Genomic DNA, 15,040 nt, shown 5'->3' with positions numbered 1-15,040 from the left:
GACCGGCCGACGGGGGCGGCCAGTCCCGGCCGGCCGCGGCGGCGGGACGGGCCGGGGTCACGACGCGGACCCCGGCCCTCCCGGCGGGTCGGTCCCGCCCCTGGGCACCACTCCCGCGGCCCGCTCCTTCTCGCCCTCCGCGTCGATGCGCGGCAGCGCCCGGTCGAGCCAACGCGGCGTCCACCAGGCGTGTCGACCCAGCAGGGTCATCACGGCGGGTACCAGCAGCAGGCGCACAACGGTGGCGTCGATGAGGACGCTCACCGCGAGCCCCAGGCCGAGCATCTTGACCACGATGTTGTCGGTGATGATGAACGCGGCGAAGACGCTCACCATGATCAGCGCGGCACAGGTGATCACTCTGGCGGTGATCTCCAGGGCGTGGGCCACGGCCCCCTTGGCGTCGTGGGTGCGCAGCCACGCCTCGTGCACCCGGGAGAGCAGGAAGATCTCGTAGTCCATGCTGAGGCCGAAGATGATCGCGAACATCATCATCGGCACGTAGCTCTCGATGGGCACGGTGCCGTTGACGCCGAGTTCGGGGCCACCCCAGCCCCACTGGAAGACGGCGACGACGACGCCGTAGGACGCTCCGATGGACAGCACGTTGAGCACGGCCGCCTTCACGGCGACGAGCAGCCCCCGGAAGACCGCGAGAATGATCAAGAAGGCCAGCGCCACCACGACGGCGATGATCAGGGGGAGCCGCTCGGCGACGATGTCGCGGAAGTCGACCTGCGCGGCCGTCGTGCCGGTGACGTAGCTCCGTGCCTCGGTACCCGAGGTGGCCCCGGGCAGGGTGGAGTCGACGAGGTCGTTGACGAGCGAGGTGGTCGCCGCGCTCTGCGGCCGTTCCTCGGGGTAGACGGTGCCGACGAGCACGTCGCCGTCCTGGGTCGGGCTGAGCGGGGTGACTGCCGACGTGCCGGACACCCCGGCCAGGGCCGTCTCGGTCCGCGAGGCGAGGTCGGCCCGGTCCGACTGGTCCACGTCCGATTGGTCCACGACCACGGTGAGAGGTCCGTTCGAGCCCGGTCCGAAGGCATCGGTCATCAGGTCGTAGGCGCGGCGGTCGGTGAAGGACGTGGGGTCCGCGCCGTTGTCGATGTGTCCCAGCTGCATGGAGAACGCGGGGATCGCCAGGACCGCGATCGTGAGGAGGCCGGCCGCCAGGAAGTGCCAGGGCCGCCGCTCCACTCGCTGCGCGTAGCGGTGCCAGGTACCGTGCGGTTCCGCGCCGGGCACGGCGTCGCTCTCCGCGACGGGGCGCCGCACGTGGTAGCGGTCGATCCGACGGCCGATCAGCCCCAGCAGCGCCGGAACCAGTGTCAACGCCCCGAGAACGGCGGAGACGACGGTGACGGCGGCGGCCACCCCCAGCTTGCCGATGAAGGAGACGCCGGAGGCGTAGAGCCCGCAGAGCGCCACGATGACCGTGCACCCCGAGACCAGCACCGCCCGGCCGCTGGTGGCGGTCGCGTGCCCGGCGGCGCGCACCGGGTCGGCGCCGTCGATCAACCCCTGTCGATGGCGGGTGATCAGGAACAGGGCGTAGTCGATGCCCACGCCCAATCCGATCATGGTGGCGAGGGTGGGCGAGACGGTGGCGAAGGTGGTCGCCGCGGCGATCAGGGCGAGACAGGCCAGTCCGCCGACCACCGCGAGCAGCGCGGTCAGCAGGGGGATCACGGCGGCGATCACGCTGCCGAACCCGACGAGCAGCACGATCACGGCGACGCCGAAGCCGATCGCCTCGCTCAGCCTGTCGTTCGCCGAGGGGCGGGCCAGGTTGCCGAGCTGGCCGCCGTACTCGACCTCGGCACCCGCCGACCGCAGCGGGCTCACCGCGTCGTCGACTCCGTCGAGGTAGTCGTCGCCCAAGGTGGTCGGCTGGACGTCGAAGCGGACGGTGATGTAGGCGGTGCGGCCGTCGGAGGACAGCGGCCCCACGTCGGGCTCGGTGGACGAGCTCGCCGCGGTGAGGGGGTTCTGCGCCGACAGGACGTGGGGCAGCTTCTCCAGGTCGGCCACGACCGTGTCGAACTGTGTCCCGAGGGAGGTCAGCGAGGAGTCGTCGTGGACCACGACCTGGCTGGCGTAGCCGCCGGCCGAGGGGGCGTGCTCCCGCAGGACGCCCAGACCCTTCGCGGCCTGGGTCGAGGAGATGGTGAAGTTGTCGGAGTAGGTGCCGCCGAAGGAGCGTTCGCAGACCAGGAGGGCGGCCAGTGCCGCCAACCAGGCGACCACGACGACCACTCCGCGCCGGGCGCACCACTCGCCTAGTCGCCGCAGCATCCCGCGGGTGTCCTCTCCCGCGCCGGCCCCTGTGCGGCTCTTCGCCATGCTCGTGCCCTTCCGCCCGGCGACTGGGTCGATCGCCCTCATTGGACGACGGCGGGCACGGGCGCGCACCCCCGTGCGGTCCGGTCGGCCCAACCCGTCACCTCCCCGCCGCGGCCGACCCGAGATGGCGTGACGCTCGGACGGCGGGGCGGGGAACGAGGGGCGGGGTGCTCGGCCGGCCGTTCCGGAGGGTGGCGAGAAAGGGCACCGCGGACTTCCGGTCGGGGGCGGCGTGACGGTCGAGGGGGTGAAGGTCGCCCGAGGCGGCGATAGGCTGAAGTGTCAGGGCGTTCGCCGCCGACGCCGGCGGCAGCGACATCGTCCGCTGCCGGACGGGAGGAGCCCCCGACCATGCCGATGCCACGATTCGAGGCTTCCCGACCCTCCGAGGTGCGGGTCGGCGACGACCGCGCCACCCCGGACGACCTGCTTCACACCCGCACCGGCACCGAGGTGACGCCGGAGGACCTGGTGCTGGCCGCGGGCAGGGACCTCACCGAACGCGACCTGGAGTGGGCCCGGCGCAAGCTGGCCGAGGAGGGCCCCGCCGCGCTGGAGAAGCTGCTTCCCTGACCCCGGCCCCCGCCCCCGCCCCCGCTCCACCCTCAGCGGTCGGCCGGCGGCGGGGCGACGCGGACCACCAGGTCGTTCACCCGGTGAACGGTCCAGTCGCGGGCGAAGCCCGGCGGCGTTCGCCCCGGGACGCCGAGGTCGGCGACCGGAACCCGGCGCGCCGTGCGGACGATCTCCGTCACCGTGGTGTTCTCGTTGTTGCCGGCCGTGGCGCCCGAGGAGCATCCGGTGTAGTAGCCGATGGGAATGGCCTGGTGTCCGGTGAGCAGGCAGGGCGGGCGGACGCCCAGGCGGTGCAGCTCGCCGGCCGTCCCCGCCCAGTCACGACGGTCGTCGGTGGTGCGCCCCACGGTGTGCAGCAGGACGGCGAACTGGACCGACAGGTGAGCCGCGAGGGCGAGAGCGACCAGCGCGGTGGGGACCGGCCGCCACCGACCGCCGGGCTTCTTGACCAGGTGCCAGAGGGCGTCCGCGACGGGGAGGGCGAGCAGCGCGTACGCGGGTTGCAGGAAGCGGGGCGCGGCGTAGCCGATCAGGAACAGGTACGGGACCGCCGATGTCACGGCGCACGCCAGGGGCGTGAGGGTCCGTGCCGTCCGACCCGCCCGGACGGCCACGATCAGACCGATCACCGCCAGCACCGGGAGGACGTACCACCACAGGGTGACGAACAGCGGCGGCATGGGTACGTCGCACGGGCGGCAGAGCGCCCGCCCTCCGAGGCTGCGAAGCTGGTCGTCGACCGCGAAGTGCCAGCCGAGCCCGCCTTGGATCTCCGAGGCCCGGGAGAGCCTCGCCCCCAGTCCGCCGTACCAGGCGTACGCCTCGATCACCCATGCCGATCCGCCGACCGCGAGCCCGCCGAGGAGCGCGGTCGACACCCGGAGTCGGCGCCGGCCCAGGGCGACGACGAGCAGCGGGATGGTGACCCAGACCGCGTCGGTGGGGCGCATGAGGGCCATCAGGAGGGCTCCCCCGGCCACCCCCCACAGCACGCCGGCGGAACCTCGTGCCCCCGCGCGGAGGAAGCACCCCACGCAGACCAGGGCGCCCACCGCGACCCAGTAGTTGGGCATGGCCTGCGGCCCGTAGAAGAGGGTCACCCACAACGTGGCGAACAGCGCGCCGGCGGTGGCCGTCACCCGCACCGGGAACAGGCCGCGCCAGGAGCGCAGCGCCGCGTAGAGCCCGAGCCCGGACAAGACGGCGAGCCACACCCTCAAGAGTTCGGTGGAGGACGACCAGGACGCGATCGGGGCGACGAGGAGGGAGACCCCGCGGGAACGGGGCGCGCTGAAGAACGCGGCCGGGGTGTGCGTGGTGACCTGGCTGACGTACACCGTCTCGTCCCAGCCGAGCCCCATGCCGGGGCCCACCAGGAGCAGTTGGGCAAGGGTGAACAACGCGGCCGGCACGGCGAGGAGCCGGGTGCCGCCGCCGTCCGGGCTCCCGGCGACCGAGGCGCGGTCGCGCCGACCGTCGCTGAGGATGCTCGCACCGTGGACCATCGTCCACCTCTCTGTCGGGAATGTCCGCGAACCAGTCCGTGAGGAAGGACACCACGGGCGGGGGCACCCCGCACCGCGGGCGCCGGCGACCGGGTGGACCGGAACTCGGATGACGGCCGGTCAGCGGACGGCGGGGCCCCTACGCGGGGGCTGTTCCGGAGCGGGACGCACGGGCGCCGGGGGGACGGGCAGGGGCACGGGGACGTCGGGCAGGAGGTCCACCGGTCGACCGTGATGACGGATCGTCAACGCGTCCCCCGTGAGCAGGGTGTACGTCGCCTCCTCGGGGGCGATCTCCACGCGGACGCAGCGGTCGCGGAAGCGCAGCCGGAAGGCCAGTCTGCTGAACTTCTCCGGCAGGCGCGGGGAGAAGCGCAGCGAACCGCCCTCCCTCCGGGTGCCGCCGAAACCGGCCACCAGGGCCATCCAGGTGCCGGCCAGGGAGGCGATGTGCAGCCCGTCCCGGGTGTTGTGCTCCAGGTCCGCCAGGTCCATCAGCGCGGCTTCGGCCGTGTAGTCGTAGGCCAGTCGCAGATGCCCGGTCTGCGCCGCGACGACGGCCTGGCAGCACGCCGAGAGCGAGGAGTCGCGGACGGTCAGCGCCTCGTAGTAGGCGAAGTTGCGGGCGATGTCGTCGTCGTCGCAGTGCGCGTCGAACCAACTGCCGCAGGTGTAGATCGCCAGGACGAGGTCGGACTGCTTGATCACCTGCTTGCGGTAGAGATCGAAGTACGGGAAGTGCAACAGCAGCGGATAACGGTCCTCCCCGGTGGCCGCGAAGTCCCACCGCTGGTGGCGGGTGAAACCCCAGTGCTGCTCGTAGACTCCCAGTTCCTCGTTGTAGGGGATGCACACGGCCTCGGCCGCGTCGCGCCAGCCGGCGCTCTCCTCCTCGTCGACGCCGAGCCGGGCGGCCTCGTCGGGATGGCGTTCGCACGCGTCCGCGGCGGCGAGAAGGTTGGCCCTCGCCATGAGGTTGGTGTAGAGGTTGTCGTCCACCACGGCGCTGTACTCGTCGGGTCCGGTGACCCCGTCGATGTGGAAGGTGCCGTGGGGATCGTGGTGCCCGAGCGAACGCCACAGCCGGGCGGTCTCCACCAGCAACTCCAGGCCCGTGTCGCGTTCGAAGTCCCGGTCCCCGGTGGCCGCCACGTACCGGACGACGGCGTGGGCGATGTCGGCGCCGACGTGGAAGGCGGCGGTCCCGGCCGGCCAGTACGCCGATCCCTCCGAGCCGTCGATGGTGCGCCAGGGGAACGCCGCGCCGCGCAAGCCGAGTTGGGTGGCCCGGTCGCGTGCCGCCGGCAGGGTGACCTGGCGCCAACGCAACGCCTCGGCGACCGCCCGGGGCTCGGTGAAGGTCAGCACCGGCAGCACGAACATCTCGGTGTCCCAGAAGGCGTGGCCGTCGTAGCCGGAGCCGGTCAGTCCCTTGGCCGGGATCGCCCGTTGCTCGGCCCGGGCACCCGCCTGCAACACGTGGAACAGGGCGAAACGCACGGCCTGCTGGATCTCCTCGTCTCCTTCCACCTCGACATCGGCCCGGCCCCAGAACTCGTCGAGATAGGTGCGCTGGTCGGCGAGGAGGCCGTCCCACCCGCTGTGCCGCGCGGCGGCCAGCGCCGCCTCCACCTGGTCGCCCATCGCCGGCCGGGAGCGCGTGGCGGACCAGCCGTGGGCGACGGTCTTGCGCACCCTGAGCGACCGGCCCGGCTCCAGGACGGCGGTGACGGTGAGCCGGGCCACGTCCTCGTCGCTCTCCGCCGCGGTGAGGATGTCGTCCGGACCCTCGACGACGTGGTCGGCGGCGACGGCGACCCGGAGCCCGCTGTGCCGGGTTCGGTGGACCAACCTCAGATGGCTTCCGGCCGCGTGCGACTCCTCGGCGGCCAGCGGTGCCACCAGGGCCTTGGCGGTCCGCGGGTCGCCGTCGGGTTCGGGCAGGCTCTCGTTGGCGACCAGCTCGGACTGGATGACGACGCGGACCCGGCTGTCCAGCGGCTCCACCTCGTAGGAGACGGCGGCGATGGCCCGCTGGGTGAGCGAGACCAGCCGGGTGGACCGCACCCGTACGGTCGAACCGGCCGGCGAGGTCCACTCGACCAGCCGCTCCAGCACGCCCGCGCGCAGATCCAGGTTCCGCTCGTGCCTGCTCAACCGCCCGTAGCGCAGGTCGAACGGCTCGTCGTCGACGAGCAACCGCAACAGCTTGCCGTTGGTGACGTTGATGACCGTCTGGCCCGACTCCGGGTAGCCGTATCCGGCCTCGGCGTAGGGCAGCGGGTGAAGTTCGTGGACGCCGTTGAGGTAGGTGCCGGGAAGACCGTGCGGCTCTCCCTCGTCGAGATTTCCGCGCCAGCCGATGTGACCGTTGGACAGGGCGAACACCGATTCGCTCTGGGCCAACAGGTCGAGGTTGAGTGAGGTCTCGCGGACGGACCAGGGCTCCACGGCGTAGGTCAGGTTGGTGATCATCGGTGGTCTCCCAGGTCGGCGAGGTCGGCGACGACCACGTCGGCGCCGTGGGCGTAGAGGGCGTCGGTCTGACCGACGCGGTCGACACCGACGACGTATCCGAAGCGACCCGAGCGACCGGCGTCCATCCCGGCGAGCGCGTCCTCGAAGACGGCGGCCCTCTCAGGGTCCACGCCGAGGTCGTGGGCGGCGGCGAGGAAGGTGTCGGGGCGTGGCTTGCCCGGAAGTCGCCGTTCCCGAGCCACCACGCCGTCGATCCGGACGTCGAACAGACGCTCGGCGTCGACCGAACGCAGCACGTCCGCGGTGTTGGCGCTGGAGGACACGATGGCGGTGCGCAGACCCAGGGCGCGGACCGCCTCGACATAGCGCACCGAGCCCGGGTAGACCTCCACCCCGTCGGAGCGGATCCGACTCAGGAGCAGGGCGTTCTTCCGGTTGCCGATCCCCTGGACGGTGGCGGCGTCGGGAGGGTCGTCCGGGGTGCCCTCGGGCAGCTCGATGTCACGGGAGGCGAGGAACGCGCGCACGCCGTCGGCCCGGGGGCGACCGTCGACGTAGGTGTCGTAGTCGCCGTCGGTGAACGGACGGAACTCCGCGCCGTCCCGTTGCCGGAGGAACGCGTCGAACGTCTCCTTCCACGCGGCGGCGTGCACCACCGCCGTGCGGGTGATCACCCCGTCGAGGTCGAAGAGGCAGGCGTGGATGCCTGCGGGAAGCCCTAGCTGCGTGGTCATGTGCCCACAGTTCCCCGCCGTCGTACCTCCCTCCGGGTGGTTGAGCCCGCCCGCCCGGACCCGCACGGCCGATCGGGTGACACGGGGGCCCGGGCGGAAGGAATCGGAGCACCCGCGTCGCAGACACCACGTTCCCTCGGAGACTGCACCGCGTGCCGTCGTTCCGGCCGGCCTGCTACGTTCGCCCGTATGAGTTCCGGTGCGGTTCCCCGTCGGGGCGGGGGAGCGCCGTCCTCCGCCGCGCGCCCGCCGATGCGCGAGGCCTTGGTGACGGCGGCGTTCCGCCTGTTCGTCGAGCGCGGCTACGAACGGACCACCGTCGACGACATCGTCACGCTGGCCGGGGTCGGCCGGCGCTCGTTCTTCCGCTACTTCCCCTCCAAGGAAGACGTGGTCTTCCCGGACCACGAGCGTTGCCTGGCCGACATGACGCGCTTCCTGGCCACCTCGGATCGGACCGCCGACCCGGTGGACCGGGTGTGCGACGCGGCCCGGCTGGTCCTGCGGATGTACGCCGACAACCCGGTCTTCTCGGTTCAGCGCTACCGCCTGACCAGGGAGGTTCCCGGGTTGCGCGCCTACGAGCTGTCGGTGGTGTGGCGCTACGAACGTGCGATGGCCGCCTACCTCAGGGAGCGCTTCGCCGGGCGGCCGGACGGGACCCTGCGAGCCGACGTCGTCGCGGCCTCGGTGGTCGCCGCCCACAACAACGCGCTGCGGTCGTGGTTGCGTTCGGGAGGAGGGGGGGACGCGCGCCTGGCCGTCGACCACGCGTTGGAGTGCGTCCGATCCGCCTTCGGCACGGCGCGGGCGGCTCCCGCGGGCCCGGCCGAGGACGTCGTGGTGGTCGTGGCGAGACGGGATGTCCCGCTGTGGCGGGTGGTACGGCGGCTGGAGGAACTCCTCGCCCGCTCCTGAGCGATCGGCCGGCCCCGGACCGATCCGAGGGTACGGAGTGCCTTTACGGCTGACACTCGGTGCCATACGCTCGTGCGGTGGCGCGTCGCACCGGGCACGCGCCCGCCCGGGCGGCCGTTCTCCCCGATTCCGACCGAGCGCGAGGAGTTGACCAGCGTGTACCACCACCCAAGAAGTACCGCGCAGCGGGCCGCGGGTACCGCGACGGGCCTCCTCTCCCCCGGAGCCCGAGACGCCGAGACCCTCGTCTTCCAGCGATGCGTCTGGTGCGGCACCGCCATGTACCACCGCCTGCTGTGTCCCGTCTGTCAGGGCAGCGAACTCCGGGTGGAGCGGAGCGAGGGCAACGGAACCGTCCGACACTCCACGGTCGTCCATCGGAACACCCCGGCGGCCCGAAACGTCTCCCTGGTGGAGATGGCGGAGGGGTTCGTCGTCCGGGGCCGCGTCATGGGTCCGCCCGTCGGAATCCACAGCGGCGACCGGGTACGCCTGTCCACGGCCCAGGACCCGGTTCGAGGCGAGCCGGTGTTCCAACTGCTCGACGAGCCCTACCGGGCCTGGAGTTGACGGCGACTCGCATCGCGGGCCGGCCCGTCCGACCTCGCGGGAGCCGCCGCCGGGGCCGGTGATTCGCCACCCGTCCGGATCACCCCGCCGGGGTGATCCGCAGTCCCACGGTGCCCTCCCGGCCGCGCCGCAGCCGGCTCCCGATCAGGGTGAGCCGACCCACCACACCGTACTTGCGGGCCACCAGCCGTCTCACCCGGGCGCCACCCTCGGCGTCACAGATCTCGGCGATCCCGGGGACGGACTCGCCGGTGGGGTTGCCGCGGAGGTCGCAGGGACCGACCGAGACATCGGCGCGGTTTCGGATCCGCTTGACCTTCCAGGAATCGGCGACCGTCCACACGCCCAGGGCGTCCCCGTCGGTCACGACCCAGACCGGGGTCGCGACCGGTGTGCCGTTCTTCCGGTAGGTGGTCAACAGCAGGTACTTCCCCGCACCGAGTCGGGCCCACGAGACATCGTCCATGCACCGAGTGTAGGGCGGAGTGATCACCGACCGGCCCCGCCCGGCGGGACCGGCCCGCCCCCCCGCCGGAATCCGCCTCGACCGACCGTGTCCCCACTGAACGCCGTCGGCACGGCGGCCGTATGAAGAGTCGGGATCCCCGATGCGGGATCCTCCCGCGACACAGTCGCGGCGCGTCCGGCTACGGGAGAGCAGGCGATGAGGCACGCACGACGGCGCATGATCCGGCGGGGGGCGCGAGCGATGGCCGCCGGTGGACTGCTCCTCGGGACGGTCATGGTCGCCGGGGCGACGGCGAGCGAGCCCGTCGGACCCGACGACGAGGCCCGGCTCCTCGCGGGGGCACGAGGGGCCGAGGGAGCCGATCTGGTGGCCCGCCTCGGGGCGGATCGCACGGCGGGCCACTGGATCGACGACGAGGGCGATCCGGTCGTCGCGGTCACCGACGAGGAGGCGGCGTCCAGGGTCCGGGAGGCGGGGGCCGAGGCGGCGATGGTCCGGCACAGCATGAGCGAGCTGTCCACCGCCGCGACCGGGTTGAGCGAGGCGCCCAGCGTGCCCGGCACGGCCTGGGTGATCGACTACCGGTCGAACGAGGTGGTGCTTCGGGGTGACAGCACCGTCTCGGAGACCGACTGGTCTCGCCTTGCCGAGATCGCCGAGGGCATGGGCGCCCGAGTGCGCATGGAACGGATCGAGGGCCGGTTCACCACGCGGTTGAACGGCGCCGAGGCGATCCTGTCCACGGCCGGCCGCTGCTCGGCCGGGTTCAACGTGACGGATGGGGAGCGGGACCTCATCCTCACCGCGGGCCACTGCGGCCCCACCGGGTCCGTGTGGTTCGCCGAGGGCGGCGGGGGCGGGGAGGTCGGCGAGACGGTGTCCCGCAGCTTCCCCGGAGACGACTACTCCCTGGTGGAGTACGCGGGTGGCGAGGCGGGCACCGGCGCGGAGATAGTCTCGGTCGGCGAGGACAAGGGCGTGCGGATCACCGGGGCGGGCGTGCCTGCCGTGGGCCAGCGAGTCTTCCGCAGCGGCAGCACGACCGGGCTGCGTGACGGGCGGGTGGTCGCGCTGGACGCGACGGTGAACTACCCGGAGGGCACCGTCACCGGCCTGATCGAGACGGACGTGTGCGCGGAACCCGGCGACAGCGGCGGGCCGATGTTCTCCGATGGGGTCGCCCTCGGGGTGACCTCCGGCGGCAACGGGGACTGCTCGCGAGGCGGCACCACGTACTTCCAGCCCGTCGGCGAGGCCATGGAGGCGCTGGGCGTGCGCCTTCTCGTTGCCTCGGGGGACGGATCCGCGCCGGACAACGGAATCATCGAGTCCGCGGGCGGGGGCGCGGCGGTGGACAGCGGCCCCGGCACGCCGTCGGCCGGCGGGGAGGGGGCGTCCCTGCCGGCACGGCTGGCCGGGCTGCTGGTCGATCGGGCCAACCTGACCCCGGGGCTGCTGCTGGCCGCCGGAAGCCTCGCAGTGCTGGTGGCCACCCGCTGGATCAGGGCGGAGCACGACCGCAGCGACTATCGGCGCCGGTACTCGGCGTCGTGGAGCTGAGTGGGGAACGAGGCCCCGGCGCCTCCTTCGTCAGGCGGCCCGGCCGGACCGCGGGACGGCGGCGGCCCACTCCAGGACGAGCCGCCGGTACTCCTCCCGCTGCTCGACGCTCAGTGTCCCGCCGGATCGGAGCCACAGGGCCCGGATCTCCTCGTTGACCTCGGCCGCCGATCGCTCGGAGGAGGGTTCAACCGTGATGGACATGCAGTGAAGCATACGGCGGTACGGGTGAGGGCGAGATAAAGGAAACCCGACCAAGCGGACATATGCGACGTGTCTCTGGTCACTGCATCTGGCGGGCGACACGCGGGAGTTCGGAGCCGAAGAGGCTCTCCCGCCCCACTCGGGACGCGCCCGGGGCAGGGCGAGCGGCGCGAAGGCGCGCGGTCACCTGGGGGGGTGCGGCAGCCGCACCGACCACGAAACCTCCTCGCGATCCGAGCTCGTGGCCCGGGGAGCCTACCGTTCGGTCTGGGCGCGGATGTGGGAGGAGCCCGTCGACGATGTCCGATCCTGTGTCGCGGAGGGGCGGAGGGGGGAGCGCGCACGCCTCGCCCGCGTGCGGCGTCAGTGACCGCGATCGATCCACTCGGGGAGGTGGGGGGCCTCCGCGCCGATGGTGGTCGACTCGCCGTGCCCGGTCAGGACCCGCGTATCCGGCGGGAGGGTGAGAAGCCGGTCGCGGATCGACTCGATGATCGTCGGAAAGTGGGAGAAGGATCGGCCCGTGGCACCGGGACCGCCACGGAAGAGGGTGTCGCCGGTGAAGACGGTGGCCAGGCCGGGCTCGTGCAGACACACCGCACCGGGGGCGTGCCCGGGCGTGTGCAGAACCGTCAGATCGGCCCCGGCCGCCTCGATCACCTGTCCGTCGGAGAGCCAGGCGTCCGGATCACGGTCCGGATGGGTCTGACGCCACAGAGGGAGGTCGTCGGGGTGCAGCCAGACGACCGCTCCGGTGCGCTCCGCGAGCGCCGGGGCCGCGTCGACGTGGTCGTTGTGCGCATGCGTGCAGATGACGGCGACGAGCCGACGGCCGCCGATCGCCTCGACGACGGCGTCCGCGTCGTGCGCGGCGTCGATGACGACGACCTCGTCGTCATCGCCGACCAGCCAGACGTTGTTGTCGACCTCCCAGCTGCCGCCGTCCAGTCGGAACCGGCCGGAAGTGACGAGCCGTTCGATCCGCGGGGCGCTCACAGGACCACCACCGACCGCAGGACGTCCCCCGCGCGCATACGGGCGAACGCCTTCTCCACCTCGTCCAGGTCGATGGTCTCGGTGACGAAACCGGAGAGGTCCAGACGCCCCTGGAGATGCAGGTCGACGAGGATCGGGAAGTCACGCGAGGGAAGGCAGTCCCCGTACCAGGAGGAGGCCAGTCGGCCGCCCCGACCGAAGACGTCGAGCAGCGGCAGTTCCAGCGTGGCCTCGGGGGTCGGTACACCGACGAGCACGACCGTGCCCGCCAGGTCCCGCGCGTAGAACGCCTGCCGGTAGGTCTCCGGCAGACCCACCGCGTCGATCACCACGTCGGCTCCGAATCCGCCGGTCAAGTCCCGGATCGCGGCGACCGGTTCGGTGATCCCGGAGTTCACGGTGTGCGTCGCGCCCATCGCGCGGGCCGTCTCCAGCTTGCGATCGTCGATGTCGACGGCGATGACGCGCGCGGCACCCGCGAGGCGCGCTCCCGCGATCGCGGCGTCCCCCACCCCTCCGCAGCCGATGACGGCCACGGAATCGCCCCGGCCCACCTCGCCGGTGTTGATCGCGGCGCCGATTCCCGCCATCACGCCACAGCCCAGCAGCCCGGCGACCTCGGGGGAGACACGGGGGTCGACCTTGGTGCACTGACCGGCGGCGACCAGGGTCTTCTCGGCGAAGGCTCCGATCCCCAAGGCCGGGGACAACTCCCGACCGTCACCGGCGAGGGTCATGCGCCGCCGTGCGTTGCGGGTGTCGAAGCAGTACCAGGGCCGTCCGCGCCGACAGGCCCGGCACGTGCCGCACACCGCCCGCCAGTTCAGGACCACGAAGTCGCCGGGAGCGACGTCCGTGACGCCCTCCCCCACCGACTCCACCACGCCCGCCGCCTCGTGCCCGAGGAGATACGGGAACTCCTCGCCGATCGCGCCCTGCTTGTAGTGCAGGTCGGTATGGCACACCCCGCACGCCTGTACGCGTACGACGGCCTCGCCCGGCCCCGCGTCCGGGACGAGGATCGTCTCGACGCGAACCGGCTCGTCCCGGCCCGGCGCGATCACGCCGCGCACTTCCTGAGTCATCGCCAACCCCCATCTCCACCAGGTCTGTTGTGCTCCGACCCTACGTCTTCACGGCCGTCGACGCGTGATGTCGCCGCGCCGGCCGTCCCCGGTGGGCGGATCGCGGTGCCGGGGGACCCCGTCGATACGCGGAGGCGCGGAGGCGGCGATGGGGCGTGGCCGCCTCCGCGGCGCGCTCCGTCAGGTCTGGATCGCCGGAACTGCGCCGAAGACAGGGGAGACGAGTCCGGTGACCTGCCGCAGTTGGTTCACGTCGTCGAGTCGGCTGAGTTGCGCCGAGGGTGGCAGCACCTCGGACCGGTGCTCCGCCGGCACGGCGCCGGCGGCGAGCGAGTCGAGGGTCTTCGTCGGGCTGAGTCCGCCCTCCAGGGCTCCGGACTCGGCCGCGCCGGCGAGGGGCGCGGCCAGACCGGTCAGGCCGACGGCGAGGCCGACGGCGGCGGTGATGCGTCGTGTGGAGATCATGCCCTGGGGAACGGCGCCGCGGGCCCACCGGACACGGGCTCGACGACGCGCTCACCCGACAGGTGGACTCCCGTTCGCTTGCCCGAGCACGTGTCGCGCGGGAGGCTCGAAGGAGAAGCCCTCACGCTCGGCCCGGTCCGTGCGGCCGCGGGGGAGGTTCGCGGCGGGCCGCGTCCATGGGAAAGGAGCCCGCCATGAGCACGACCGAAACCACCCGTTTCGACAGTGACACGCTGCGCCAGGCCGTGGAGAACCGGTCCGCGGCGACACTCGTGTCGTTGTACGCGGACGACGCCGAGCTGCGCATCGTGGACCGCAGTACCCAGCCGAGCAACCCCATGGTGTTGCGCGGACGCGAGCAGATCGCCGAGATGATCGGCGAGATCTACGAGCGCGACCTGACCCACTCCCTCGATCAATGTGTGGTCGAGGGCGATCGCGCCGCCTTCGCCGAATCGTGTCGGTACCCGGACGGCGTCCGCGTGCTCGCCGAGTCGATGGTCTCGCTCCGTGACGGCAAGATCGTCGAGCAGACCATGATCCAGGCCTGGGACGACTGAGGACCCCAGTGGCTCCGGAAGGCGGGTCGGCGGCGCGAGCGTCGGTCGCGACACGGGGAAACCGACGGAACGGACACGTCGTCCCCGGTCCCGAACCTCCGGCCGACCGCGCCTCGACGACGGTCAGTCCTCGCCGCGGATGATGTGGGACTCCGGGTTGCTCGTCCGCGGGAGCGTGCTCGGATCGTCCCCGACCGCCGGTACGCATGTACGCGGACCCGACGTGCGCGCCTCGGACCGGTCGGCCCTCGAACGCCGGACCTCACGCTGTCGATCAGGATCCGTACCGCTTCGCGTGATCACGGTTTCCCGTCCCTTCCTGGACACCGACAGCCGCCGTGCGCGACCTCGGGGGGTGACCAAGGCCGGCCGGGCTGTGACCGCCCACGGGTGCCCGTCGACGCGAAGCCCAAACCGCCCCGCTCGGGCCTCCACGCGGCCGGCCGGGTGACGTCGACGCCGGCGGCGCCGGGCTCGCGGGGTGCCCCGTCGCCCGAGGGAGCGGGGGCACGAAGGGACAGACCCGGTCGCCGATCGCCCGTCCGCGAACGGGCCCGCCCGCCCGAACGAGCGGAAG

The 15,040-nt window shown here is 72.5% G+C and carries 14 protein-coding genes; 5 read left to right on the top strand and 9 right to left on the bottom strand.

Translation table 11 applies throughout. From position 1 onward, the window contains the following. Positions 1-57 precede the first annotated feature (57 nt). Positions 58-2,343: an MMPL family transporter gene (locus JEK78_RS21550; protein WP_200261827.1), complete on the bottom strand. Its 2,286-nt coding sequence runs from the start codon at positions 2,341-2,343 to the stop codon at positions 58-60. Positions 2,344-2,694: 351 nt separating this feature from the next. On the opposite strand from JEK78_RS21550, the gene JEK78_RS21545 reads away from it, so the two are divergent. Beyond that, positions 2,695-2,916 (top strand): hypothetical protein, encoded by a 222-nt coding sequence (locus tag JEK78_RS21545; RefSeq protein WP_200261826.1) that lies wholly within the window; start codon positions 2,695-2,697, stop codon positions 2,914-2,916. Positions 2,917-2,948: 32 nt separating this feature from the next. Here the strand turns inward: JEK78_RS21545 and JEK78_RS21540 are convergent, their stop codons facing one another. The 3 genes from JEK78_RS21540 to JEK78_RS21530 all read right to left on the bottom strand — a co-directional run bounded on the left by JEK78_RS21540 (position 2,949) and on the right by JEK78_RS21530 (position 7,636). Continuing rightward, positions 2,949-4,424, bottom strand: coding sequence for a hypothetical protein (locus JEK78_RS21540; RefSeq protein ID WP_200261825.1), 1,476 nt, complete (start codon positions 4,422-4,424; stop codon positions 2,949-2,951). A gap of 120 nt (positions 4,425-4,544) precedes the next feature. Then, positions 4,545-6,899: a glycoside hydrolase family 65 protein gene (locus JEK78_RS21535; RefSeq protein ID WP_200261824.1), complete on the bottom strand. Its 2,355-nt coding sequence runs from the start codon at positions 6,897-6,899 to the stop codon at positions 4,545-4,547. Further along, positions 6,896-7,636, bottom strand: a complete 741-nt coding sequence (locus JEK78_RS21530; protein ID WP_200261823.1) for a beta-phosphoglucomutase family hydrolase — start codon at positions 7,634-7,636, stop codon at positions 6,896-6,898. Before JEK78_RS21530 ends, JEK78_RS21535 begins: the two co-directional genes overlap by 4 nt. A gap of 252 nt (positions 7,637-7,888) precedes the next feature. On the opposite strand from JEK78_RS21530, the gene JEK78_RS21525 reads away from it, so the two are divergent. Further along, positions 7,889-8,554, top strand: coding sequence for a TetR family transcriptional regulator (locus JEK78_RS21525; protein ID WP_200264293.1), 666 nt, complete (start codon positions 7,889-7,891; stop codon positions 8,552-8,554). Positions 8,555-8,710: 156 nt separating this feature from the next. Further along, positions 8,711-9,124, top strand: coding sequence for a zinc ribbon domain-containing protein (locus tag JEK78_RS21520; protein ID WP_200264292.1), 414 nt, complete (start codon positions 8,711-8,713; stop codon positions 9,122-9,124). 79 nt (positions 9,125-9,203) lie between these two features. On the opposite strand, the gene JEK78_RS21515 is transcribed toward JEK78_RS21520, so the two are convergent. Beyond that, entirely contained in the window at positions 9,204-9,590 is a 387-nt protein-coding gene (locus JEK78_RS21515; RefSeq protein WP_200261822.1) for a PPOX class F420-dependent oxidoreductase, read from the bottom strand. Positions 9,591-9,788: 198 nt separating this feature from the next. Here JEK78_RS21515 and JEK78_RS21510 point away from each other — a divergent pair, with 198 nt between their 5' ends. Beyond that, positions 9,789-11,153 (top strand): S1 family peptidase, encoded by a 1,365-nt coding sequence (locus tag JEK78_RS21510; protein ID WP_200261821.1) that lies wholly within the window; start codon positions 9,789-9,791, stop codon positions 11,151-11,153. 30 nt (positions 11,154-11,183) lie between these two features. Here JEK78_RS21510 and JEK78_RS21505 read toward each other — a convergent pair whose 3' ends face one another. The 4 genes from JEK78_RS21505 to JEK78_RS21490 all read right to left on the bottom strand — a co-directional run bounded on the left by JEK78_RS21505 (position 11,184) and on the right by JEK78_RS21490 (position 13,903). Then, positions 11,184-11,369: a hypothetical protein gene (locus JEK78_RS21505; protein ID WP_200261820.1), complete on the bottom strand. Its 186-nt coding sequence runs from the start codon at positions 11,367-11,369 to the stop codon at positions 11,184-11,186. 351 nt (positions 11,370-11,720) lie between these two features. Next, the gene (locus JEK78_RS21500) at positions 11,721-12,353 is read right to left on the bottom strand and encodes an MBL fold metallo-hydrolase (protein WP_200261819.1); all 633 of its coding nucleotides are present in this window, start codon (positions 12,351-12,353) and stop codon (positions 11,721-11,723) included. After that, a complete protein-coding gene (locus JEK78_RS21495) occupies positions 12,350-13,438 on the bottom strand; it encodes an S-(hydroxymethyl)mycothiol dehydrogenase (protein ID WP_200261818.1) in 1,089 nt (362 codons plus the stop codon). The genes JEK78_RS21500 and JEK78_RS21495 overlap by 4 nt, the downstream gene beginning before the upstream one ends. A gap of 180 nt (positions 13,439-13,618) precedes the next feature. Then, positions 13,619-13,903 carry a hypothetical protein gene (locus tag JEK78_RS21490; protein WP_200261817.1) on the bottom strand — a complete coding sequence of 95 codons (285 nt, stop codon included), beginning with the start codon at positions 13,901-13,903 and terminating at the stop codon, positions 13,619-13,621. A gap of 194 nt (positions 13,904-14,097) precedes the next feature. Here JEK78_RS21490 and JEK78_RS21485 point away from each other — a divergent pair, with 194 nt between their 5' ends. Continuing rightward, entirely contained in the window at positions 14,098-14,463 is a 366-nt protein-coding gene (locus JEK78_RS21485) for a nuclear transport factor 2 family protein (protein ID WP_200261816.1), read from the top strand. Positions 14,464-15,040: the final 577 nt, after the last annotated feature.

The organism is Streptomyces sp. HSG2, from assembly GCF_016598575.1.
In the GTDB taxonomy this organism is placed as follows: domain Bacteria; phylum Actinomycetota; class Actinomycetes; order Streptomycetales; family Streptomycetaceae; genus Streptomyces.
Note: the sequence above shows the minus strand (reverse complement) of the source record. Positions and strands in the feature narration are given on the sequence as shown.